Raw genomic sequence first — 21,547 nt, 5'->3', positions numbered from 1 at the left:
GCCTCACCTGATTTATCAATTCAATTAATGCGCTGTAAAACATGTCTAAAAAGCGCTTAGAAAAGTTTTTTTTAGAGTGTTTTGTTGCCTGAAATATCGCTTAAACCTTTATTCAGACAGGCTTGTTTATTAACTGTTTGTCTCTTGATACTGCTGGATAGCTATTATGAATACTTTATATCGCAAACCTTTGGCGAGCATTGGCCTAGATTTTTACGACACTCGCGAAGCGGTGGAAGCCATTAAACCAGGGTCATATGCCACCTTACCTTATACCTCAAGAGTATTAGCGGAAAACTTGGTTCGCCGTTGTGCACCAGAAGAGCTAACAGCAGCTTTGACGCAAATTATTGAACGTAAGCGGGACTTAGATTTTCCTTGGTTCCCTGCGCGTGTTGTGTGTCACGATATTCTTGGACAAACCGCTTTGGTTGATTTGGCTGGCCTTCGTGATGCCATTGCTGATCAAGGTGGAGACCCTGCGAAAGTCAATCCAGTGGTGCCTACCCAGTTAATTGTGGATCACTCTTTAGCTGTAGAAGCGCCGGGTTTTGATAAGGATGCGTTTGAGAAAAACAGAGCGATTGAAGACAGACGTAATGAAGACAGATTCCATTTTATAGAATGGACAAAAACAGCCTTTGAAAATGTCGATGTGATTCCTGCGGGCAATGGCATCATGCACCAGATTAACTTAGAAAAAATGTCGCCCGTGATTCAAGCACGAGAAGGCGTTGCATTCCCAGATACCTGTGTGGGAACAGACAGTCATACCCCTCATGTTGATGCATTGGGAGTGATCGCCATTGGTGTGGGTGGGTTAGAGGCTGAAACCGTTATGTTGGGTCGTCCTTCTATGATGCGATTACCGAATATCATAGGGGTTAAGCTAACGGGTAAGCGCCAGCCAGGTATTACCGCGACAGATATTGTTTTAGCGATTACTGAGTTTTTGAGAAACCAAAAAGTGGTGTCTTCTTACCTAGAGTTCTTTGGTGAAGGTGCTAGCAAGCTGACCATAGGTGACCGTGCCACTATTTCTAATATGACACCTGAATTTGGTGCGTCTGCGGGCATGTTTTATATCGATGAACAAACCATTGATTACCTTAAACTAACGGGCCGTGAACCAGAACAAGTTGCCTTAGTTGAAGCTTATGCGAAAGAAACAGGCTTATGGGCAGATGACCTAGTTGAAGCCCAGTATGAGCGAGTGCTTGAATTTGATCTATCTAGTGTGTGCCGTAATATGGCCGGCCCTTCAAACCCTCATCGACGTTTACCGACGACAGAATTAGAGTCACGCGGTATTGCAGTAGGACTTGATGCAGCTAAAGCACAAGAAGCTGATGGTCAGATGCCTGATGGGGCTGTGATTATCGCTGCTATTACTTCTTGTACAAATACGTCAAACCCTAGAAACGTCGTAGCTGCGGCTCTTGTGGCCAAAAAAGCGAATGAATTGGGTTTAGTTCGTAAACCTTGGGTGAAAACCTCTTTTGCTCCGGGTTCTAAAGTTGCAAAACTTTATCTAGAAGAAGCTGGTTTGTTGCCTGAGCTGGAAAAATTAGGATTTGGTATTGTGGCTTACGCCTGTACAACGTGTAATGGCATGAGTGGCGCCCTTGATCCTAAAATACAGAAAGAAGTGATCGACAGAGATTTATACGCGACGGCTGTATTATCAGGTAATCGTAACTTTGATGGTCGTATCCACCCTTATGCTAAGCAGGCTTTCCTTGCTTCTCCGCCATTGGTTGTTGCTTATGCCATTGCGGGGACTATGCGTTTTGACATAGAAAAAGACATTTTAGGGCAAGACCAATCTGGTAATGACATTAGTCTGAAAGATATTTGGCCAAGTGACGAAGAGATTGATGAAATCGTTGCTACAGCGGTGAAACCAGAGCAATTCAAACAAATTTATATTCCTATGTTTGATCTGGGTACCATTGAAAAAGCGCCAAGCCCTCTTTATGACTGGCGAGCACAAAGCACCTATATTCGCAGACCACCTTATTGGGAAGGGGCTCTTGCTGGTGAGCGTACAATGAAAGGTATGCGTCCGTTGGCGGTATTGGGCGATAACATTACCACTGACCATTTATCTCCTTCTAACGCCATCATGCTTAACAGTGCTGCGGGTGCATATTTAGACAAAATGGGTTTACCAGAAGAAGATTTTAACTCTTATGCGACACACCGTGGAGATCACTTAACTGCGCAAAGAGCAACTTTTGCTAACCCGAAACTGTTAAATGAGATGTGCCGTGATGAGAAGGGTGACATCAAACAAGGATCACTGGCGCGTATTGAACCAGAAGGCCAAGAAAGCCGTATGTGGGAAGCAATCGAAACCTATATGGATCGCAAACAGCCTTTGATCATTGTTGCTGGTGCGGATTATGGACAAGGATCATCTCGAGATTGGGCTGCTAAAGGTGTCCGTCTAGCAGGTGTTGAAGTGATTGTAGCTGAAGGTTTTGAACGTATTCACAGAACAAACTTGGTTGGCATGGGCGTTTTGCCGCTTGAATTTAAAGCGGGAGAGAATCGTCATACTTATCAAATTGATGGGACAGAAACCTACGACGTGATTGGAGAAAGAACACCTGGCGCGACTTTAACTTTGATTATTGAGCGCAACAATGGTGAGCGTATTGAAGTGGCTGTGACTTGTCGACTGGATACCGCAGAAGAAGTTTCTGTTTATGAGGCTGGTGGTGTATTGCAGCGCTTTGCTCAAGACTTTTTAGCGAATAATGCTTAACCGCATCTTTGTTTAAGTTTATGAGTGGGGCTCGCAGCTTTTCTGCCTATTTTCTTGCGGGTCCCGCTCGCCCTTTTATTGCCTTGATAATGGCATAATTTTTAGAGGTTTCATGGTATGGCGTATTTACCGCAAGTTAAAATTCCAGCGACTTACATGCGTGGCGGCACCAGCAAAGGTGTGTTTTTTAGTCTACAAGATTTACCTGAAGCAGCGCGAGTCCATGGAAAGGTGAGAGATGACTTATTGCTTCGTGTTATAGGCAGTCCTGACCCTTATGGTAAGCAAACCGATGGCATGGGTGGTGCAACCTCAAGTACCAGCAAAACAGTCATCATTTCTAAATCTGACAAGGCAGATCATGACGTGAACTACTTATTTGGTCAGGTAGCAATAGATAAAGCCTTTGTCGATTGGAGTGGGAATTGCGGCAACTTAACCGCGGCGGTAGGTGCGTTTGCAATTTCAAATGGTTTGGTGGATGCGGATAAACTGCCTGAGAATGGTTTAGCGACCATTAAAATCTGGCAAGCGAATATCGAAAAAACCATTATTGCACATGTGCCTATGACTAATGGCGAAGTGCAAGAAACAGGTGATTTTGAGCTTGATGGTGTGACTTTTCCCGCAGCGGAAGTTGAAGTGGAGTTTGTCGATCCAGCTGATGGTGCAGGCGCTATGTTTCCAACAGGCAATTTGGTAGACCAGCTTGAAGTCGCTGAATACGGATCATTTAAAGCAACATTAATTAATGCCGGCATTCCAACTATTTTCTTGAATGCAGAGGAACTAGGTTATAGCGGTACTGAATTGCAAGAAGTGGTTAATAGTGATGCTAAGGCGCTCGCTAAGTTTGAATCTATTCGTGCTCATGGGGCGTTGAAAATGGGATTGATTCAATCTCTTGAGGAAGCAGAGCAGCGCCAACATACGCCAAAAGTAGCCTTTGTTGCTGCTGCTAAAGATTACCAAGCCTCAAGTGGTGCAAACGTTAGCGCGAATGATATTGATGTGTGTGTGAGGGCCTTATCTATGGGGAAATTACATCATGCCATGATGGGGACAGCAGCTGTTGCAATAGGGACTGCGGCAGCGATTCCGGGTACCTTGGTTAATCTGGCCTCAGGTGGTGGCGAAAGAAACTCGGTGACTTTCGGTCACCCTTCAGGAACCTTGCGAGTCGGCGCTAAAGCCAGTGAAGTTGACGGTCAGTGGTCTGTAGACCGTGCGATAATGAGCCGTAGTGCCAGAGTTTTAATGGAAGGCTGGGTTCGCGTACCTCAAGATGCTTTTTAAATATTAGTATCCAGTATAAAGCCTGCTTAGCTAGCAGGCTTTATACAAAATTATATTAATCACCACTTAAGACTCAGTTAACTTGGGTAAGAGTGGCATGATGTCGTTTGCAGACGCAGGCTTACTGAATATATAACCTTGAATGGTATCGCAGCCTAATCTTTTTAAAAGCGCGTATTGGGCTTCACTTTCCACCCCTTCAGCAATAATTTCATAGCCTAGCTTTTGTCCCATGTTAATCATGGATGAAAATAAATGCTTGGATTTGGTGTCCGTTAGAATATCATCAACAAAATACTTATCTATTTTCAGCACATCAACATGCAAATGTTTAAGGGAGGCAAAGGATGAATAGCCTGTTCCAAAGTCATCTATTGCAATCAGAATACCAAGTTCTTTTAAACGTTTGAAAACAGTTAAATTGGACTGGTTGGTTTGTACTGCTCCTTCAGTCACTTCGAGTTTTAACTGACACGCTTCTATCCCTGTAGTTTGGATAATGTTATCTAACATGGTCACAAAGTCAGCTTCTAAGAAGTGACTAGGTGAAATATTTACCGCCATACGTAAGACCTTTATTCCAGATAGGCGCCATGTAATTGCTTGCTGACAAGCGGTATTTAATACCCAGTTAGTTAACGGCTTGATCATACCGATACGTTCAGCAATAGGGATGAAGTCACTTGGAGGAATATTGCCTAGAATAGGGTGGTACCATCTCGCTAATGCTTCTACTCCTACTACCTTGCCTGTTTTTATATCGACCTGTGTCTGATAAACAAGACTAAGCTGTTCTTTCTCTATAGCCTCTCTTAAATAATGTTCTACTTTAAATCGGTACTCAGCTTGCTGAGTTAACTCTATTTGATAAAAAGCATAGCCATTTTTACCTTGATCTTTAGCTGAATATAGAGCGGTATCCGCTGCTTTTAAAAGGCTTGTCAGATCCTTTCCATCAATTGGGTAACGTGCGATGCCAAGACTACAGGTTGGAATAAAGCGACGTCCAAATAGAAAAACTGGTTCTGAAATGATTTTTAAGCATTGTTTGGCCATATCAATCACATCTTCTTTACTGTTTTCATCATTTTTCATGATGATGCAAAACTCATCCCCACCAATGCGTGCAACAAGCTCATATTGCTTGGCAAAATTTGCAAGGCGCATGGCAACCTCTTGTAGAAGGTTATCTCCAGCATCATGGCCTAAGCTGTCATTAATATGCTTAAAATTATCTAGGTCTAAATAAATTAAGTTAAAAAGTTGTGATTGTTGTTGAGAAGAGCGTATGAGGTTTTCTAAGCTGATATAGAGTTGAGCGCGGCTTGAAAGCTTAGTAAGTTCATCTGTATAGGCAAGCTCTTTAATGCGTTTAAGGTTGTTATCTCTGTCCATAATGATACTGATTAAACGCACCGCTGACTTTAGATCATCTAATTCTTCTGCATCAGGTAAGCCTGGTTGCTGATAATACATGCCGAATGCCCCAAGTACTTTTCCTGAAGGGCTGATAACAGGTTCAGACCAGCAAGATCTCAAGCCATGGGGTAAGGCTAAATGTTTAATTTTTTCCCATTTTGGGTCAACTTTAATATCTTCTACTAATACTTGTTTACCCGTAAATGTGGCTGTACCGCATGAACCAATATTAGGTCCGATTTCTATGCCATTAATGGCTTCACAATACTCTTTTGGTAAGCTCGGAGCACCACCGTGAATGAGCTTGCTTCCCTCTAGAATTAACATGGAGCAAAACATGCCAGAATGTCTTTCTTCATACATTAAAGCGATTTCGTCATAGATTAATTTAGCAGCAAAACCTTTAGCGATCATTTCTAGAATTTTCGTGTTGCGTGCGGCAAACAGCTCAGCCTTTTTACGCTTGGTAATATCTACATGAGTGCCAATAAGACGTATGGTGGTATTGTTTTCTTGTGTTACTTTGAAAGCACGGGAGCGAATATATAAATAGCTGCCATTTTTATGGCGCATGCGCATTTCAACTTCGAAGGAGTCTGCTTTGTTGGTTAGATAGTCTTGAACGCAAGCGAGTACAAATGCTTTATCATCCGCATGGACCATTGACTCCCAAGTATATAGGGAACTATTGAGTTCATGTTCTTCATACCCCAACATGCTTTTCCAGCGCGGGGAGTAATAAACATTGTCAGTTTTGAGATCCCAGTCCCATAGACCATCACTTGCTCCACGCATGGCAAGTGTAAAGCGTTCCTCGCTTTTGAGTAGTTCTGCTGACTGTTCTTCCTTGGTCAGTTTGAGGTGGGAAAGTTCATTACTGAGTTGGGCAATTTCTTCAAGTAACTGAGACTTAGTTTGATCACTCATAAATTTCATACCTAGGTTACATACTGAGCCTAACAGTAGAAGCGGATCTGATCAATATTTGAACTAAGAAGAGAGGGTTATATAAGTAAAACGCTGTGACCAAAGGTCACAGCGTGATTAATTACAAAATTGCTATGGCTTAAAGCGTTTTAGAAGTATTGAAGTTTAAATCTCTTTCCTCAGGTGAGGATCTAATTGCGAGTACTTCTTTGCGTTTCTTTAATAGGATATAAAGGAAACAGCTGAAGTATAAAACGATGACAAGTGCGCCAACCCATTGAATTTCTAAGAAGTTCAACTTAAACAGCATAGTAAGGGCACATAAAGCGACTAAATTACCTAGAATGTATTTCATTCTACCGACACGTTTCACAGTCAGGTTCATATTGTCACTGTACAAGCGGATCAAAGAATCCAGTGAGTTAATGACAAACGTGATACCAACCACAACCATTGAAATACCTACGAAACCACCACTGTCTAATCCATTTTCATGGTAGAAGAAAAGTACGCTGAACCAGATTCCTAATGGAATAGATGGGAAAATCAGCAATGCAGCTAATACTTGCCAAGTACGTAGACCGCCCACAAAACGTGATGTGAATTGGCCAATCATGATGCTCCACGCAAACCACCAGAAAAGATAAAACTCATGGTAATCGTTAAGTGGTAAAACGAACTGGTGGATATTAATAAAGTAATTGCCGATGAGATTAGCCGCATCAAGCATTTCATTCGGGCCCATTGCAGCAAGAAACCACATGACTGCAATCAATGCTAAGAATAACCAAGTTGAAGCTAAGCTAAGTATGCGAACATATTTGATGTCTGTGCTTGAAAAGACAGCGGCGATGATTACGGCAAATACAATGACGTAAAATGTTGTCACTATGCTGCCTTCTTCGCTCAACTCGGGTAGATACCAAGGCAAGTTACTTAACAATAAATAAGCGGTAAAGGCACAAGTGCCAATAATAACGACATTGTTAATCCACTTTATCAATGGAATCTCAAAAAACTTAACTCTCGGTTCAATGACGCAAAAATAGAAACTGGTTAAGAAGTAAAATCCCCAAATCAGGAAACCCCAATAAGCAAACTCAATTGCTAAAGGGTTACTAAAAGCGTACTCAGGGCTGGCGGTATGATCTGCATAGCCTGCGAATTCAGTAAGGGGGAACATGATAAGTCCAACATCTAGACCCGATGTGAACAAGATAGCAATGAAGGTGAAGGTTTTGACTGGGGTAACCCCAACACATTTTAAATTGCCCCAGCGATAGAGGCAAAAGACGATTGCGAGCAGGGTAAATATAATGCCTGCACTCAATAAGGTGTTCATAAACACTCCTAGCAGTTAAGAAACTTGGTTACTCAGCACTTACATTAATCAAAATAGAAATGATTTTTCTCTAAGCAACTGATTGAATTTTAGTTATTTTTTTATTGAACGTCTGTTTAATTAAATGATCATTTAATATAAAAATCGCATTGAGCTAATTTAATGTCAATAAAGAGACGTGTGATATGGCTCATACGTCGTTTTCAGTAAGTGTGAAGGGGGGATTCGGTATGGTTTCCCTAAAAGGTCGTAATGATATAGCAAGAAACTTTATTAGCAAGTGACGAAGTGAACGGGATTATAGTTTGATTAGCTCAAGGAAATTTTTTGTTTCCTATCTTATATTAGCAATAGTGTATTTAATTTTTTTCTCCTATCATCTTGCTTTAGGAACCTGCGATTAAGTCCTACCGCCTCCCAGTGTTATCCTTTTTCTTAAGGTACCTAGGTTACGTCAAAGTGACGCCTTGTTTGACGATTTTCTGAAAAGACTGGGAAGAGGTGGATTAATCGCGAATTCCTAAACAGCGAGATGCTGTTTTATAAGGCTATTTGGTTTGTATTTTTATGGGTACTCTGAACTTTAGGTTGAAATTATGATGCGTTCTTTTGTTGTTTTTATTGCTTTGGTGTTTTGTGTGAGTTCGGCGGTTGCTTTTGATCTAAAATCAGCAAAAAAGGGTCTTGATAAAGTAAAGGAAATAGACCTTGATGGAGACAATCAAATCAATCTTCATGAGTTTAAAAAAGCGGGCGGTAAAGATAAGTACTTCAAAAAAGCAGATTCTGATAAAGATGGTTTTATTAGCATTAAAGATGCGAAAAAGCAATTAAAACGCTTTTACTAACGTTTTAGTTAAGAAGGTAAAAATCTTTTAAATCAGTTTTTTACCTTCTTAACTATATATTAAATGCTTACTTAAAAAAGGCTGTTCAGTATGAAACTGACCGTCATCTGAGGCCCATTAAATTGGCCATAACGATGTCTTCTTGGTGCCTTATATCGTGAGCTATTTTATGGGCAATATCTTGATCTGATTGACAGCATGCTTGTCTTATATCATCACATTCTGTTTTTGTCATATTGACCACCTCAACCAGTAACTCTTCTATATGCTTCGTGAGCTCTGCTTGATTCATGTCCTTTTCAAACTCTGCCATTAGATTGGTTGCAGTCTTTTGTGCAAGTAATTTAATTGACATTTCATCCTCCTTAAAATTTTTAAAAAATGATAATTTGGGTATAGACCTCTTCTCATTATAGTCAAAGATTTTCATCTTATTAAAAGTGACATTCAAATAAGTATTAATTATTGGCCGTTAAACTTATAGAAATTGGTTTGACTAAACGAGTTGTTGTGTTTGTTTTAGTGCTAAGTTGAGCGCCAATGAGTCCAAAGAAGTGACTATCGACTTGGTTTTAGCCTTTATTTAGAAAGAGTCTTTGTTTGATTTAGCGAGAAATAATAGCATTCTAGCTACCCATAAAGGGGAAATGAGTAGCTAGGCACTTTTAAACTTTTGCACGAACAATATCTAAAAAGCCGTAAGGCTTCGTCGACTGCCCATTTGATCCCGTTAGGTAGTTTTGCTCCAAATCATCAGGGTGAAATAGATCGAGCATTTTTAGGTTAAAGCTTCTTAAGTAAGTGCTAATCTCATTTTCTTTAATGCCGTTGACGACCGGTTCTCCCATACCTTCTAGGGAAGCTTTAAATTCCTCGCTACCACGATAAGTCTTATTTTCTAAAATCTCATGATAGGCATAATCAAAGATTAATTCAGAGCCCTCTTTAAATTGAGTGATGACCTCAACCACATTATCAAACGCCTCAGGAGAGATGAAGTAAGAGACTCCATCAATAATAAATAAGGTTTTTACATCTAGTTTAATACCTTGCTCTTGCAACCAGTGGGTTGTGAACTCGTCTTTCCCTTCAAAGTCTGCAGCACAATAAATAAGGTTATCTAGGTTTAACTGACGTTTATCGATAAGGGACTTTTTCCTTTCTAATATCTCTGGGTGATCAATCTCGAAAATGCGTGTGCGGGTTAGTTGCTCTTTGTAGCGATATGCTCGTGTATCATAGCCTGCACCTAAAAAGACTAATTGTTGAATGCTACCCTCCGATAAAGCTTCTTCTAATAGGTCATCAATCGCACGTGATTTAGCCACTATATAGGGAAAACCGCCTGGTATTTTTTTTGCGTAAATTGATTTTAATGTATTTCTAACCGCAGATAAGTTTAAGGCGAATCTAAAAGGTCGAGGTAAAAACAGTTCGGCTAAATAATCGCCAGCCTGTAGTTTCTTATCTGTTTCTTTATTGCCAATCGTTCTAACTAGAGCCATCACTTCTGCCGATGACATTTTTGAAAATTTAGACATGTCTGATTTCCTCTGTTGTTAATCAATATCGCTAGTCTAAGCTCTGAGTCTTAAGTGAATATTAAATTTGGATAAGACAAGAGTTACCATTCAATTAGTTGACCTACGTTTGCATACCGATACCTCAAAGGATTAAAACTTTGAATAAGTTTTAATCCTTGTATAGGTTTATTGATGACATCTTCCGCCGCACTTCTTTATGTGAATAAAGTTAAAAAATGTATGTTGGCAATAAGACAAATAGGTGAGCTTCAATGAAGAAACTTTTTAATAGCAAGAGACATATAGGGGTGAGGGGGCTTTCTCTTTGTTATTTAGTCGCCCTTTCCTCTGGTGTGGCTGCAGAACAAAGCTTTGAGTTAGGGCAAGATGCAGCAAATCAACCGCACAATGCAGCACTATCATTGATTAAAAGACAAACGATTAATGGGATTAGTTGTGTTCAGTGTCATGGTTTAACAGGTAAGCCTGAAGTTTCTGATACAAGCCGTAAACAAGTTCCAAATTTAGCGGGTCAGGATATGAGTTACCTTTATGATCAGCTGATTAATTTTAAGCAGGGTTATCGAGTCACTAGTGAAATGAAAGGGTTATTAACTCAGTACTCAGATAGCGAACTACAATTAATTGCTCACTATTATGCTAGCCAAAATAATAGTTTAGATAGAGAGGTTGATATTCGTTTAGATCCTTTAAAGCATAGCAAAGAAGAAGATGATAATTGGGCAAAATTAGGCGCTAGTTTGTATTTGAAAGGGGATGAGACTAGAGGTATTCAAGCATGTCAAAATTGCCATGGCATTTATGGACAAGGACGTATTATCGGTTTAGATAAAGCACCGAAGTTAACGGGGCAACATGCTAGATATGTCCGTATGACATTAGAAAATTATGGCAAAGGTAGCCGTACTACAGATACGTTATTTGATAATCCTATGCAAATGATTAGTCGCAAGCTAAATGAGAACGATAGGCGGCATTTAGGGGCTTATATCCAGAAATTAAAACCACCTAAAACGGATGCCTATTAATATTTAGCATTATGTTTGTGATACAAAAACGCCCATTAAAAAATGGGCGTATTTATTTAGATTGATAGAGGTGTTTAGCTATTGGCTAAGGCTTTGATTCTATCGTCTAATGGTGGGTGACTAGCAAGTAGCTCACCTAGAGTAGGGCGTTTACCAGCATTAATACCAAATGCCATCATGGTTTCCGGCATATGAGATACTTCGCTCTCTTTTTTGATACGAATTAGGGCCTGCATCATGTCAGACTTGCTGACTAATTGCGCACCAGCGATGTCTGCCTTGTATTCTCTATAACGTGAGAACCACATCACTATCATAGAAGCCAAAATGCCGAATAAGATTTCAAAAATAATAGTGGCAATGTAATAACCCCAGCCTACACCACCTTCACCTTCATCGTCTTTACGTAAGAATTGATCAACCGCATAACCTGCAATTCGAGCAAAGAACATGACAAATGTATTTACCACACCTTGCAATAGCGTCAGGGTCACCATGTCACCGTTTGCAACATGGCCAATCTCATGACCTAGAACCGCCTCAATCTCATTGGGTGGGAATCTGTCCATCATGCCTTGAGAGACAGCAACGAGTGCGTCGTTCTTATTCCAACCTGTTGCGAAAGCATTTGCGTCATGACTTGGGAATATTGCCACTTCTGGTGTTTTAATACCTGCTTTATGGGCTAGTTGAGCAACTGTATCTAATAACCACTTTTCTTTATGATTAGCAGGAGAGTCTATCACCTGTGCTCTGGCACTCATTTTTGCCATTTTCTTAGAAAGCAGAAGGGAAATAATACTGCCGGTAAAACCAAATACAGCACAAAATGCGAGAAGAGAACCAAGGTTAAGGCCATCACTGGAAATGTATCTATCTACACCTAAAACACTCAATACTATGCTAGCGACTATCATCACGGCGATGTTAGTGGCTAAGAATAATAAAATACGCATTACTATTTTCTCCAAAATTAATCATGGCGATCTCGCCTGTTGAGCTAATCATATGGTCTTAAAGTGTTTTTTCAAGTTTTAAAGTGCTGATTTGAATGAGATTCATATTGTTGGCATTAAGCTGACACCCGTAACATGGTTACATGCAACGGGTTCTTGGTTCTTTTTAGAAGGAGTTGAAGCCATTTTTTAGCTTATTAAGGAAGGTATTTATGTTTACTCTACCTTCTTAATTTTTTTGCTCGGTGTCATGGTAGCCATGACGTCATCCTTTTTAATAAATTTGTGATACAGGGCACCTCCTATATGCACAAACAATAAGATAATCAGTAGGTTAATCATGTTCTCATGAATACTACGCATTAACAAAAAGTCTGCTTCAACATAACCTGAGCTTGATACTCGACTTAAGTTAATCAAAGTAAAAGGCATTACTGGAAGCTGATGAAAACTAGCACTTAAATAACCTGTTAATGGGATCATTATGAGGCAGAAGTAGAGAGCAAGGTGCACTATGCCAGAAAGACGCTTTTGCCAGTTTGGAATGGTTTGAATGGGTCTTTCACTTTTAATTACAAAGCGCTTCACCACTCTTATAATGATTAATAGTGCTAATACTGACCCAATACTTGAATGGCCAATTAACATGTTTAATTTATCCTCGGTTGTGATGGCGTTAGCAAAGCCTATCTTGGCAATTAGCATGAGCAAAATAAGACTTCCAACAAGCCAGTGCAACACTTTATAAAGACTGTCATAACGGGTTGTTTTAACGCTTGTATTGGTGGTTAGCGCAGGCTGATTCTGGCTGGTATTCGGCAAAGAATGAGTTGACATAATAATGCTCCAATCAAATAGTTGATTTATTATGACTGTTATCTGTATATTGATAATCGGTCAAATAATGAAAAGATTGTTTTATATGTCGAACAACGATCTCAACCAAATACGCATCTTTGTGAAGGTTGCTCAGTTATCCAGCTTTACTAAAGCCGCTGACGCTTTGGGAATAGAAAAGTCCACAGTCAGTGCAAAAGTAAGCCAATTAGAGCAGGGGGCAGGTATTCGTCTGTTAGAGCGTACTACTAGGTCGGTAAGACTGACAGAAGCAGGTAGTGATTATCTTGAATACTGTGAGCAGGCGCTTAACACCTTGCAACAAGGGCATGATTATATCAGCTCGCTCAGTGGAGAACCTACAGGCACAATACGATTTTGTGCGCCTAATAATTTAATCGACACTATCTTGTTGAGTGTTATTGAACCTTTTCTTAAGCGCTATCCAAAGGTGAGTTTAGAAATTATTCCAACTCAAGATGATGCAAACTTATTTTCAGGTGATTACGATTTAGCAATTCGAAATCATAGGGGGGAATTAAAAGATAGTAGCCTAGTATGTCGATCATTATTTGAAACACAATGGATCTTTGCTGCAAGCCCTAATTATTTAGCTGAGCACGGTTACCCTAAATCACCAGAGGGTTTAATGGAGCAGCCTAGTATCGGCTTGAAAAATACCAGTTTAAATCAAACTTATGATCCAAATTTAGTCTGGCAGGGTAAAAAACTCACCTTTAAACATCGCTTAGCGGTGAATAACATGCGCACTATTATCGCGGCGGTTAAGTCTCACCTTGGTTTGGCTGTGATGCCTAAAAATATGATTAAAATGGAGTTAGAGAAGGGTGAATTGATAGAAATTCTTGAGGATATTAAGGTGTCCTCTACCTCCTTGTACCTTATTTACCCTTCTCGGGTAGGGCAACCGGCAAAACTCACTAAGTTTATTGAAGTGCTTATGGCATGGGCCAATCAGGATTAATTAAACTAGAGAATAAAATATGCAAAAGGGAAGCTGCCAATGTGGCAAGGTTGTTTTTGGTTTTGAGGCTGAATTATTGCCCGTGTATTACTGTTATTGTCGTACCTGTCGAAAATTAAGTGGTAGCGCTTTTTCGTTGGTTTCTCGGGTTAATAAAGCGGCCTTTAAAATCATCAAAGGTGAAAATCATCTACAAAGCTATCAATCTTCTTTAGGTAAATATCGGTATAACTGTCGAACTTGTTGTTCACCAATTTATGTCGATACTGATTTACAGCCTGAGTTTGTTAGGTTGCGTTTAGGGTTACTGGATGAGGAGCCGAATGTGGTATTTAAAGGACATATTTGGCTTTCACACAAACCTGCATACATCAAAATAAGGGATGTCCTTCCTCAATATGAGCAATGGCCTGATGGCTAATAATACATTTAAAAATCTATGCTTTCTAAACTAGTTCTAAACCAGCGGGTTTAAAAATTGGGCTATTCTACGGGTTATACCAGTGGGCTGTTTGATCATCGGATTAACCGCTCTGCTTAATCACCTTGTATTAACCATGAAATAGGGAACATCTAGATGAAAATAATTGCCTTTAGTTTAACCATGCTGTCTTTAGTAGGTTGCTCCCAAGCAAGCTTACCGGTTAGCTCAACTAACTTGTCTGATTACAAAGGCAGTGGTGCAATTAGCCAAGGGCCAGCTACCACGATAACGAATAGCTTGTATCAATGTGAGAGGGGCAGAGCGCGTGTCGCTGGCGTGGGTGAAGTAACGGATATTGATGGGAAAAGCTGGGTCGTACCTGGTGTTAATCATTTTACCAGCGCTCCGGTTAGCACAGATTTACATAATGAATGTACAGGCTACAGACCAAACAGTTTGGCCCAAGTGGATTTAAACAAGATACCTGTGGTTGAAATTGATCCAGAGGGTGAGGTGATTACTGGCTATATCTTTGCTGATAATTATTTTGAGCTATACATCAATGGTGTCATGGTAGGCATTGATTCAGTGCCTTTTACTCAGTTCAATTCCAGTGTGGTGAAATTCAAGGTGAAAAAGCCTTATGACATTGCGGTTAAAGTCATCGATTGGGAAGAGAACTTAGGCCTAGGGACCGAAAGTAATAGAGGTAGCCGTTATCACGCAGGCGATGGGGGCTTCATCGCAAGCTTTAGTGATGGCACTATCACTAATGCCGAATGGCAGGCTCAAACCTATTACATTGCACCTATTTATGATTTAACGTGTTTAGTTGAGTCTAAAAGTTTTCGCTATTCAAAAACTTGTTCAACAAAAGGTGTTAGTGATGGATCTAAAGCTTATGCAATTCACTGGCAGACACCAACCAACTGGCAATCTGAACCCTTTAATTCACTAAATTGGCCTGCTGCCACTACCTACACAGAATCTGTTATCGGAGTAGATAATAAAAAGGCTTATATGAATTTCAGAGAAAAATTTGCAGGTAGCGGTGCTAAATTTATTTGGTCAACCAATGTGGTATTAGATAATGAAGTCTTATTAAGGTATCGGGTTGAATAATATGAGGCTATTTATGTCTATCTTGATTAAGCAAACACTGAGCAATTTTGTTCAATAATAATGAGATGAAGTTTGCTAATTTGGGTTAAAACACATAGCAATGATTAAAGGAGATTACATTGGATATTACTCAAGTACTGGCGTATATGGTTGCACTAGCAATCGCTGCAGCTATTCCCGGGCCAGGAATTACGGCTCTTGTTGCAAGAAGTGTTAATAGCGGAGCTAGTACAGGTTTTGTTATGTTATTTGGTTTAATTCTAGGTGATTTAACTTACTTATCTTTTGCTGTATTTGGCTTGGCTTTACTGGCTAGTAGCTTTAGCTTGCTATTTGTTTTAGTTAAATGGGGGGCGCTTTGCTATTTGTGCTATCTAGCATATTGTTTTTGGACAGCAGAGCATCAAAGCCTAGATAGCCAAGCTGAACCTAAGAAAAAAGATTATATGAGTGCTGCTGTCTCTGGTTATACCATTACCTTAGGTAACCCTAAAACGATAGCTTTTTATATGGCACTACTGCCGGTTGTGATTGATTTAGAGTTGGTGAATATCACGACTTGGGCTTTTGTGTTGGTGCCTAGCACTATGCTTGTTTTACTCCTAGTTGGCGCTGTTTTCATTCTTGCTGCTATGGCAGTTAGGCAGGCGTTGTCGAGTAAGAAGGCACAAACCTTGTTACACCGTGGTGCAGCTACGACTATGTTAGGCGCTGCTGCTAGTATGATAAGTCGTGAAGTATAGAACGGAGAGGTCTTTAAATGACTTCATTAGGTCTTTTTTTGACTTTATCTAAAATGCCTAACTTTTAAACTTATTCTAAATAATTTAGAAGGTGGTGTTTATTATGAAAAAAAACGAATCAATTAATAGTCAATGCCCAAGATCAGGTAAAGAGGTTGCTTCAAACTCTTGTACTCTTTATCGAGGGTATACTGTTGGTTTTTGTAATCCGGGCTGTCGTGATGACTTTCGAGAAAATCTTGCTGAAAGACCTAAAGATAGGGCTTATTTTGATAAGTTAATTGATAACTTAACGCAATAAAATGAGATATCTAGATCGTTTTTTCATATAAGAGATAATTTCTTTATATTCATTATATTTTGTCATATCAAGCGTCTTAATGGCGCTTTTTCAAATCTTTCTCTCTTCGTTCCTTTCTTTGATAAGTCTTAGCCACGCTTTAGTTGCGCGCTAGGTAAGTCATAATTAGTCTAAAATGATATTAGTCAAATTGTGCTTAGGTTCATTATGGCAAGATAGGCGCCAGATCTATAAGTGATATTTATTGAAATATATAGTTTCGTCCCCATTTTAATTATGGCTACAAGATATAACGTAACTTTTGATATGAGCTGACACAAACGGCTGTATTTTATTTTCATGAAATCAACCATGTTTTTGATGGTGTTTAGATATCTGGTCAAACACTTTGGCAGGAATCCCCATTAAGCGTTACAGAATAAATAGAGAGAATCTAATGGCACTTAATAGCATTGAAGAAATAATTTCTGATATTAGAGCAGGTAAAATGGTCATCCTAATGGATGATGAAGATAGGGAAAATGAAGGCGATATAATTGTTGCCGCAGAAAAAGTTACCCCAGAAATCATTAACTTTATGGCAAGTAAGGCCAGAGGATTAATCTGTTTAACATTAACGCCCGAGCGCTGTGATTATCTTGGGTTGCCATCAATGGTGGCTGGCAATGGGTCTAAATTTAGCACGCCTTTTACGGTATCCATTGAAGCTGCTGAAGGGGTAACAACGGGTATCAGTGCGGCCGATAGAGCTAAAACTGTATTGGCTGCTGTTAATCCTATGGGTAAGCCAGATGATATTGTTCAGCCAGGACATATCTTTCCATTAAGAGCGCAAGCCGCGGGTGTGTTATTACGTGCAGGGCATACAGAAGCAGGCTGTGATCTTGCTGCGCTTGCTGGCCTTCAGCCTTCAAGTTGTATTGTTGAGATTATGAATGAAGATGGGACCATGGCAAGGCGCCCAGAGTTAGAAGTGTTTGCTAAAGAACATGATTTAAAAATAGGCACGATTGCTGACTTGATCAAATACCGTATGGCGAACGAGCATACAATTGAAAAACTGAGTCAGGATGCTTTTAGTACCGCTTATGGTGAATTCGACCTCCACCTTTATAAAGATACGATTAATAATGACACTCATATGGCTCTCACTAAAGGCGATTTAGCTGCCAGTGAAGCCCCATTAGTAAGAGTGCAATCACAAGAAACCCTGAGAGATTTGTTAGGGGTAAATAATCCGGAATCGAATAGCTGGCCTATGTCAGAAGCTTTGAAGACTATTGCCGATTCAAATGCGGGTGCGTTAGTGCTGCTGAATGTTGGTGAAAAAGAAGATGTAGTCGATTCGGTCGAGACTTTCTTGGGGCGTCAAAAGCCTCAGCCAAATTCAAACCTTGATAGTTCGGGTTCATATGTGACTATTGGTACTGGCTCTCAAATTTTAAGAGATCTCGGTGTTAGCAAAATGAAACTGCTAAGTAACCCCATGAAATTTACAGGTATTTCCGGCTTTGAATTAGAGGTCGTGGACTATCTAACCTACCAAAATTAATCCATTAAACTGGATTAGAAGATAAAAGCTTAACTGACAAAATTAGTTAATCGGATAATTAAGGGAAAACAATGAAAAAAATTGAAGGTAACTTTAAACCACTTGACGCTAAGTTTGTCATTGTAAATACAACTTGGAATGAGTTTGTTGTAGATAAACTAGTAGATGGTGCTGTACGTGGTCTAACAAGACACGGTATCAATGAAGATGACATTACCTTGGTAAGCTGTCCCGGTGCTTTTGAAGTGCCTCTTGTTGTTAAAAAATTAGCAGAAAGCGGTAAGTACGATGCCGTTATTGCATTAGGCGCTGTTATTCGTGGTTCTACGCCTCATTTTGATTATGTTGCGGGTGAAGCGGTAAGCGGTCTTGGGAAGATCTCTTTAGACACTAATGTGCCAATTTCTTTTGGTATTCTAACAGTAGATACTATAGAGCAAGCGATTGAGCGCGCTGGCACAAAAGCAGGTAATAAAGGCGAAGAGTCCGCATTATGTGCTTATGAAATGGTAAGCCTGCTTAAACAAATCTAATGATTTGTTTATTATATTACTTTTAGAGCCAGATCTTTAAGGACCGCTCTATAGAGTCAGTGCTATAAAAGAGAAAAGCCTTGATCAGAGTGAATCTGATCAAGGCTTTTTTATGGTCAGTGTGACCTTGATTGAACTTAGTACTTGCTTGCTCGTCTTACAAAGCCAGGTGTTTCAGTAAAAAAAGTTTTAAACGCTTTGCTGAAGGCCGCTTCAGATGAATAGCCGGCATCTTCTGCTATCTGATACATGGAATCATCTGTACTTTCTAAACGTGTTTTAGCTTTTTGCATACGCCAGTTGAGTAAGTAAGTCTTCGGTGCTTGTCCAACAAGTTTAGAGAACTTATCAGTAAAAGCGCTACGAGACATAGCGACTTCTTCTCCCAATTTTTTGATGGTCCAATGGGCTGATGTTTCTGCGTGTATTAGATTGAGTGTTGTGCCTATCTGCTGATCATTTAGAGCGGCGAGATAGTTATGTTTGTTGGGTTGTGACGCTAAAAAATGGCGAATGATTTGGATAAATAAAACTTCGGTTAATCTATCAAGCACCAGGCTAGAGCCAGGGGAAGGAGATCTAGATTCTCTTGAAAGTGTTGCAACGAGTTCATTCATCCATTTTTGTTCGTTATTTTGTTCTGCTTTAATGTGAATGAAGCAGGGCAAGTCTCTAATGAAGGGGTGCTTCATTTTGGTGTCATAACTGAATGAGCCACACATGAGAGTGTTCTTGGGTGCTTTATTTAAAGGTTCGGCTTTCTCTTTAAAAGGGCTTTCACCTGAGAGTATTTTATTTAGTACAAAACTACTTGGTACCTTGGGGCTGTCTTCATGATCACTAATCCAATGGGCTCCACCACTTGGAAAAGCAACGATATCTCCTTTCTTAAGAGGGATCGTACTTTGACTATGTTTAATGTTTAAAAAACAGCTGCCTTCAACCACTACATGAAACATGCCTTCGCTGGACTCATCCATCACAATCCCCCATGGCGAATGAAAGTCACTGCAAAAATAAGTTTGTGTATTTAGGCGAAGGGTTTTTAGTACATCGGTTAATGCATCCAAAATGGGCTTCCAAAATAAGTTAAATAGGTGATTCTAGTTAATCCAAGCAAGTCTGGACAAAATGACAATTTATTTGGCTATTTCATCATATTTTGAGGCAATTATATAAGGATAATGGCATGTATTGAAAATATGAATATTTTGGAGATTAGCTATGAGTACATCAAATACAGTCCCAGGACTCGCTTTATATCACTATCATGCTTGCCCATTTTGCGCTTATACACGCCAAGCTCTTGATAAATTAAAATTGAATGTAGAACGTAGGGATATTCAAAAAAGTGCCCAACACAGAGGCGATTTAATTGCCGGTGGCGGTAGCAGGCAAGTACCTTGTTTAAGGATTGAGCGTGAAGATGGCCAAGTAAAGTGGCTGTATGAATCTCAAGATATCGTGAAGTTTCTTGTGCATTACTCACAGCAAACAGACTTAATTGCGTAAGGGTACACAAATGAATTTTAAAGAAGTTGATGTTGCCATTATAGGTACCGGAACAGCGGGAATGTCTGCTTATCGAGCCGCTAAAGAATTTACTGATAGCATTGCCCTCATCGAAGCGGGTGATTATGGCACTACTTGTGCGCGTGTTGGCTGTATGCCAAGTAAGCTCCTTATCGCAGCGGCAGAAGCTGCACACCACGCTCATCAAGCAGATATATTTGGTGTGAATGTAAGTGGTATTAAGGTTGATGGCGCAAAAGTGCTCGAAAGAGTGAGAAGCGAACGTGACCGATTTGTTGGTTTTGTAATTGAGGCTGTTGAAGGTTTTGATGCAAAGCATAAGGTGAAGGGTTACGCTAGATTCGTTGATGATCATACTCTTTTAATCGATGATCATACACAGATTAAAGCTAAGCGTATTGTGATAGCGACGGGCTCTAGGCCACATTTCGCTGACCTTTTTTATGAGGCAGGAGAAAAGCTGCTTATTAATGATGATGTGTTCGAGCTAGAAGACTTGCCGAAGTCTCTTGCTGTATTCGGACCAGGCGTAATTGGATTGGAACTTGGTCAAGCTCTTAGCCGATTAGGTGTTGAAGTGAAGGTTTTTGGTCGCAGTGGTTCGTTAGCCGGTATCCAAGACCCAACGATTAAAGATTATGCTCAAGCGACATTTAACAAAGAGTTTGTATTGGACTTGGACACAGATCTCAAGCGTATTAGTAAGTTTGATGATGGTGTTGAAGTTGAATATATCAATGAAAAAGGCCTAAGTGTTACAGAGCGCTTCGAATACATTTTGGCGGCGACAGGACGTAAAGCAAACCTTGATAATTTGAACTTATCACTCACAAGTTTGGAATTAGATGGTCGTGGTACACCCGTTTTTGATGATAAAACGATGCAAACCTCATGCAATCATATTTTTATCGCAGGGGATTCAAATGCATTTTTACCACTCTTGCATGAAGCTGCTGATGAAGGAAAAACAGCGGGAGCAAATGCTGGACGATACCCTGATGTGCAAGCGGGTTTAAGAAGGGCGGGGATTGCTGTTGCTTTTACGGACCCTCAAATTGCCAGTATGGGTTTGAGCCTTGTGCAAATTGAGCAAGCTTATGGTGTTAATTTCGCTGTGGGTGAGGTGAGTTTTGAAGGGCAGGGTAGAAGCCGTGTTATGGCTAAAAACCAAGGTATACTTAAGGTTTATGCTGATAAGCATTCTGGAGAGTTTTTAGGCGCTGAGATGTTTGGCCCTGCAGCTGAGCACATAGCTCATTTGTTATCTTGGGCAATACAGCAAAGGCTGACCGTTGCTGAAATTTTAGATATGCCTTTTTACCATCCTGTTATTGAAGAAGGGGTGAGAACGGCATTCAGAGATTTGGCTTCGAACCTTAATATTTAA

General features: G+C 40.0%; 20 protein-coding genes. 13 read left to right on the top strand and 7 right to left on the bottom strand.

The annotated features are described in order from the left end of the window. Positions 1-166: 166 nt before the first annotated feature. Both acnD and prpF read left to right on the top strand, forming a co-directional pair. A complete protein-coding gene (gene acnD, locus Q0A08_RS05215) occupies positions 167-2,770 on the top strand; it encodes a Fe/S-dependent 2-methylisocitrate dehydratase AcnD (RefSeq protein WP_438465411.1) in 2,604 nt (867 codons plus the stop codon). Positions 2,771-2,887: 117 nt separating this feature from the next. Further along, a complete protein-coding gene (gene prpF, locus Q0A08_RS05210; RefSeq protein ID WP_438465410.1) occupies positions 2,888-4,066 on the top strand; it encodes a 2-methylaconitate cis-trans isomerase PrpF in 1,179 nt (392 codons plus the stop codon). A 66-nt stretch (positions 4,067-4,132) separates the two neighbouring features. Here prpF and Q0A08_RS05205 read toward each other — a convergent pair whose 3' ends face one another. Beyond that, complete coding sequence (locus tag Q0A08_RS05205; protein WP_438465408.1) at positions 4,133-6,412, bottom strand: bifunctional diguanylate cyclase/phosphodiesterase; 2,280 nt, start codon at positions 6,410-6,412, stop codon at positions 4,133-4,135. Positions 6,413-6,551: 139 nt separating this feature from the next. Next, entirely contained in the window at positions 6,552-7,754 is a 1,203-nt protein-coding gene (locus tag Q0A08_RS05200; RefSeq protein ID WP_438465406.1) for a BCCT family transporter, read from the bottom strand. 596 nt (positions 7,755-8,350) lie between these two features. Here Q0A08_RS05200 and Q0A08_RS05195 point away from each other — a divergent pair. Then, positions 8,351-8,602 carry a hypothetical protein gene (locus Q0A08_RS05195; protein WP_438465405.1) on the top strand — a complete coding sequence of 84 codons (252 nt, stop codon included), beginning with the start codon at positions 8,351-8,353 and terminating at the stop codon, positions 8,600-8,602. A 103-nt stretch (positions 8,603-8,705) separates the two neighbouring features. On the opposite strand, the gene Q0A08_RS05190 is transcribed toward Q0A08_RS05195, so the two are convergent. Together Q0A08_RS05190 and Q0A08_RS05185 are read right to left on the bottom strand one after the other, a co-directional pair. Then, positions 8,706-8,957 carry a hypothetical protein gene (locus tag Q0A08_RS05190; protein WP_438465403.1) on the bottom strand — a complete coding sequence of 84 codons (252 nt, stop codon included), beginning with the start codon at positions 8,955-8,957 and terminating at the stop codon, positions 8,706-8,708. A gap of 310 nt (positions 8,958-9,267) precedes the next feature. Next, positions 9,268-10,143, bottom strand: coding sequence for a class I SAM-dependent methyltransferase (locus Q0A08_RS05185; RefSeq protein ID WP_438465401.1), 876 nt, complete (start codon positions 10,141-10,143; stop codon positions 9,268-9,270). A gap of 254 nt (positions 10,144-10,397) precedes the next feature. Here Q0A08_RS05185 and Q0A08_RS05180 point away from each other — a divergent pair, with 254 nt between their 5' ends. Beyond that, complete coding sequence (locus Q0A08_RS05180) at positions 10,398-11,174, top strand: c-type cytochrome (RefSeq protein WP_438465400.1); 777 nt, start codon at positions 10,398-10,400, stop codon at positions 11,172-11,174. Positions 11,175-11,248: 74 nt separating this feature from the next. On the opposite strand, the gene htpX is transcribed toward Q0A08_RS05180, so the two are convergent. Together htpX and Q0A08_RS05170 are read right to left on the bottom strand one after the other, a co-directional pair. Further along, positions 11,249-12,130 (bottom strand): protease HtpX, encoded by an 882-nt coding sequence (gene htpX, locus Q0A08_RS05175; protein WP_438465399.1) that lies wholly within the window; start codon positions 12,128-12,130, stop codon positions 11,249-11,251. Positions 12,131-12,346: 216 nt separating this feature from the next. Beyond that, positions 12,347-12,967: a cytochrome b gene (locus tag Q0A08_RS05170; protein WP_438465397.1), complete on the bottom strand. Its 621-nt coding sequence runs from the start codon at positions 12,965-12,967 to the stop codon at positions 12,347-12,349. Positions 12,968-13,052: 85 nt separating this feature from the next. Between Q0A08_RS05170 and Q0A08_RS05165 the strand changes: the two genes are divergently transcribed. The 7 genes from Q0A08_RS05165 (at position 13,053) to ribH (ending at position 18,627) form a co-directional block, all read left to right on the top strand. Then, positions 13,053-13,952 carry a LysR family transcriptional regulator gene (locus Q0A08_RS05165; RefSeq protein ID WP_438465396.1) on the top strand — a complete coding sequence of 300 codons (900 nt, stop codon included), beginning with the start codon at positions 13,053-13,055 and terminating at the stop codon, positions 13,950-13,952. 19 nt (positions 13,953-13,971) lie between these two features. Next, positions 13,972-14,373, top strand: coding sequence for a GFA family protein (locus tag Q0A08_RS05160; RefSeq protein WP_438465395.1), 402 nt, complete (start codon positions 13,972-13,974; stop codon positions 14,371-14,373). 156 nt (positions 14,374-14,529) lie between these two features. Then, positions 14,530-15,498, top strand: coding sequence for a hypothetical protein (locus tag Q0A08_RS05155; protein WP_438465394.1), 969 nt, complete (start codon positions 14,530-14,532; stop codon positions 15,496-15,498). A gap of 119 nt (positions 15,499-15,617) precedes the next feature. After that, entirely contained in the window at positions 15,618-16,241 is a 624-nt protein-coding gene (locus Q0A08_RS05150) for a LysE family translocator (RefSeq protein WP_438465393.1), read from the top strand. Between the two features lie 103 nt (positions 16,242-16,344). Further along, a complete protein-coding gene (locus Q0A08_RS05145; protein ID WP_438465391.1) occupies positions 16,345-16,542 on the top strand; it encodes a hypothetical protein in 198 nt (65 codons plus the stop codon). Positions 16,543-16,978: 436 nt separating this feature from the next. Continuing rightward, on the top strand, positions 16,979-18,094 hold the full coding sequence (gene ribBA, locus Q0A08_RS05140; protein ID WP_438465390.1) for a bifunctional 3,4-dihydroxy-2-butanone-4-phosphate synthase/GTP cyclohydrolase II: 1,116 nt from the start codon (positions 16,979-16,981) through the stop codon (positions 18,092-18,094). Between the two features lie 71 nt (positions 18,095-18,165). Beyond that, positions 18,166-18,627: a 6,7-dimethyl-8-ribityllumazine synthase gene (ribH, locus tag Q0A08_RS05135; protein WP_438465388.1), complete on the top strand. Its 462-nt coding sequence runs from the start codon at positions 18,166-18,168 to the stop codon at positions 18,625-18,627. A gap of 137 nt (positions 18,628-18,764) precedes the next feature. On the opposite strand, the gene Q0A08_RS05130 is transcribed toward ribH, so the two are convergent. Further along, entirely contained in the window at positions 18,765-19,697 is a 933-nt protein-coding gene (locus Q0A08_RS05130) for an AraC family transcriptional regulator (protein ID WP_438465386.1), read from the bottom strand. A 154-nt stretch (positions 19,698-19,851) separates the two neighbouring features. Here Q0A08_RS05130 and Q0A08_RS05125 point away from each other — a divergent pair, with 154 nt between their 5' ends. After that, on the top strand, positions 19,852-20,139 hold the full coding sequence (locus Q0A08_RS05125) for a glutaredoxin family protein (protein ID WP_438465384.1): 288 nt from the start codon (positions 19,852-19,854) through the stop codon (positions 20,137-20,139). 10 nt (positions 20,140-20,149) lie between these two features. Further along, positions 20,150-21,547 (top strand): dihydrolipoyl dehydrogenase, encoded by a 1,398-nt coding sequence (locus Q0A08_RS05120; RefSeq protein ID WP_438465382.1) that lies wholly within the window; start codon positions 20,150-20,152, stop codon positions 21,545-21,547.

This window comes from Marinomonas sp. PE14-40 (genome assembly GCF_051623805.1).
Taxonomy (GTDB): Bacteria; Pseudomonadota; Gammaproteobacteria; order Pseudomonadales; family Marinomonadaceae; genus Marinomonas.
The sequence above is the reverse complement of the archived record's forward strand: the minus strand, read 5'-3'. Positions and strand labels throughout refer to the sequence as shown.

Bases quoted from the DNA above. Each gene is read 5' to 3' on its own strand.
- acnD (WP_438465411.1), top strand. From the start codon at position 167: ATGAATACTTTATATCGCAAACCTTTGGCGAGCATTGGCCTAGATTTT.
- prpF (WP_438465410.1), top strand. From the start codon at position 2,888: ATGGCGTATTTACCGCAAGTTAAAATTCCAGCGACTTACATGCGTGGC.
- Q0A08_RS05205 (WP_438465408.1), bottom strand. From the start codon at position 6,412: ATGAGTGATCAAACTAAGTCTCAGTTACTTGAAGAAATTGCCCAACTC.
- Q0A08_RS05200 (WP_438465406.1), bottom strand. From the start codon at position 7,754: ATGAACACCTTATTGAGTGCAGGCATTATATTTACCCTGCTCGCAATC.
- Q0A08_RS05195 (WP_438465405.1), top strand. From the start codon at position 8,351: ATGATGCGTTCTTTTGTTGTTTTTATTGCTTTGGTGTTTTGTGTGAGT.
- Q0A08_RS05190 (WP_438465403.1), bottom strand. From the start codon at position 8,957: ATGTCAATTAAATTACTTGCACAAAAGACTGCAACCAATCTAATGGCA.
- Q0A08_RS05185 (WP_438465401.1), bottom strand. From the start codon at position 10,143: ATGTCTAAATTTTCAAAAATGTCATCGGCAGAAGTGATGGCTCTAGTT.
- Q0A08_RS05180 (WP_438465400.1), top strand. From the start codon at position 10,398: ATGAAGAAACTTTTTAATAGCAAGAGACATATAGGGGTGAGGGGGCTT.
- htpX (WP_438465399.1), bottom strand. From the start codon at position 12,130: ATGCGTATTTTATTATTCTTAGCCACTAACATCGCCGTGATGATAGTC.
- Q0A08_RS05170 (WP_438465397.1), bottom strand. From the start codon at position 12,967: ATGTCAACTCATTCTTTGCCGAATACCAGCCAGAATCAGCCTGCGCTA.
- Q0A08_RS05165 (WP_438465396.1), top strand. From the start codon at position 13,053: ATGTCGAACAACGATCTCAACCAAATACGCATCTTTGTGAAGGTTGCT.
- Q0A08_RS05160 (WP_438465395.1), top strand. From the start codon at position 13,972: ATGCAAAAGGGAAGCTGCCAATGTGGCAAGGTTGTTTTTGGTTTTGAG.
- Q0A08_RS05155 (WP_438465394.1), top strand. From the start codon at position 14,530: ATGAAAATAATTGCCTTTAGTTTAACCATGCTGTCTTTAGTAGGTTGC.
- Q0A08_RS05145 (WP_438465391.1), top strand. From the start codon at position 16,345: ATGAAAAAAAACGAATCAATTAATAGTCAATGCCCAAGATCAGGTAAA.
- ribBA (WP_438465390.1), top strand. From the start codon at position 16,979: ATGGCACTTAATAGCATTGAAGAAATAATTTCTGATATTAGAGCAGGT.
- ribH (WP_438465388.1), top strand. From the start codon at position 18,166: ATGAAAAAAATTGAAGGTAACTTTAAACCACTTGACGCTAAGTTTGTC.
- Q0A08_RS05125 (WP_438465384.1), top strand. From the start codon at position 19,852: ATGAGTACATCAAATACAGTCCCAGGACTCGCTTTATATCACTATCAT.
- Q0A08_RS05120 (WP_438465382.1), top strand. From the start codon at position 20,150: ATGAATTTTAAAGAAGTTGATGTTGCCATTATAGGTACCGGAACAGCG.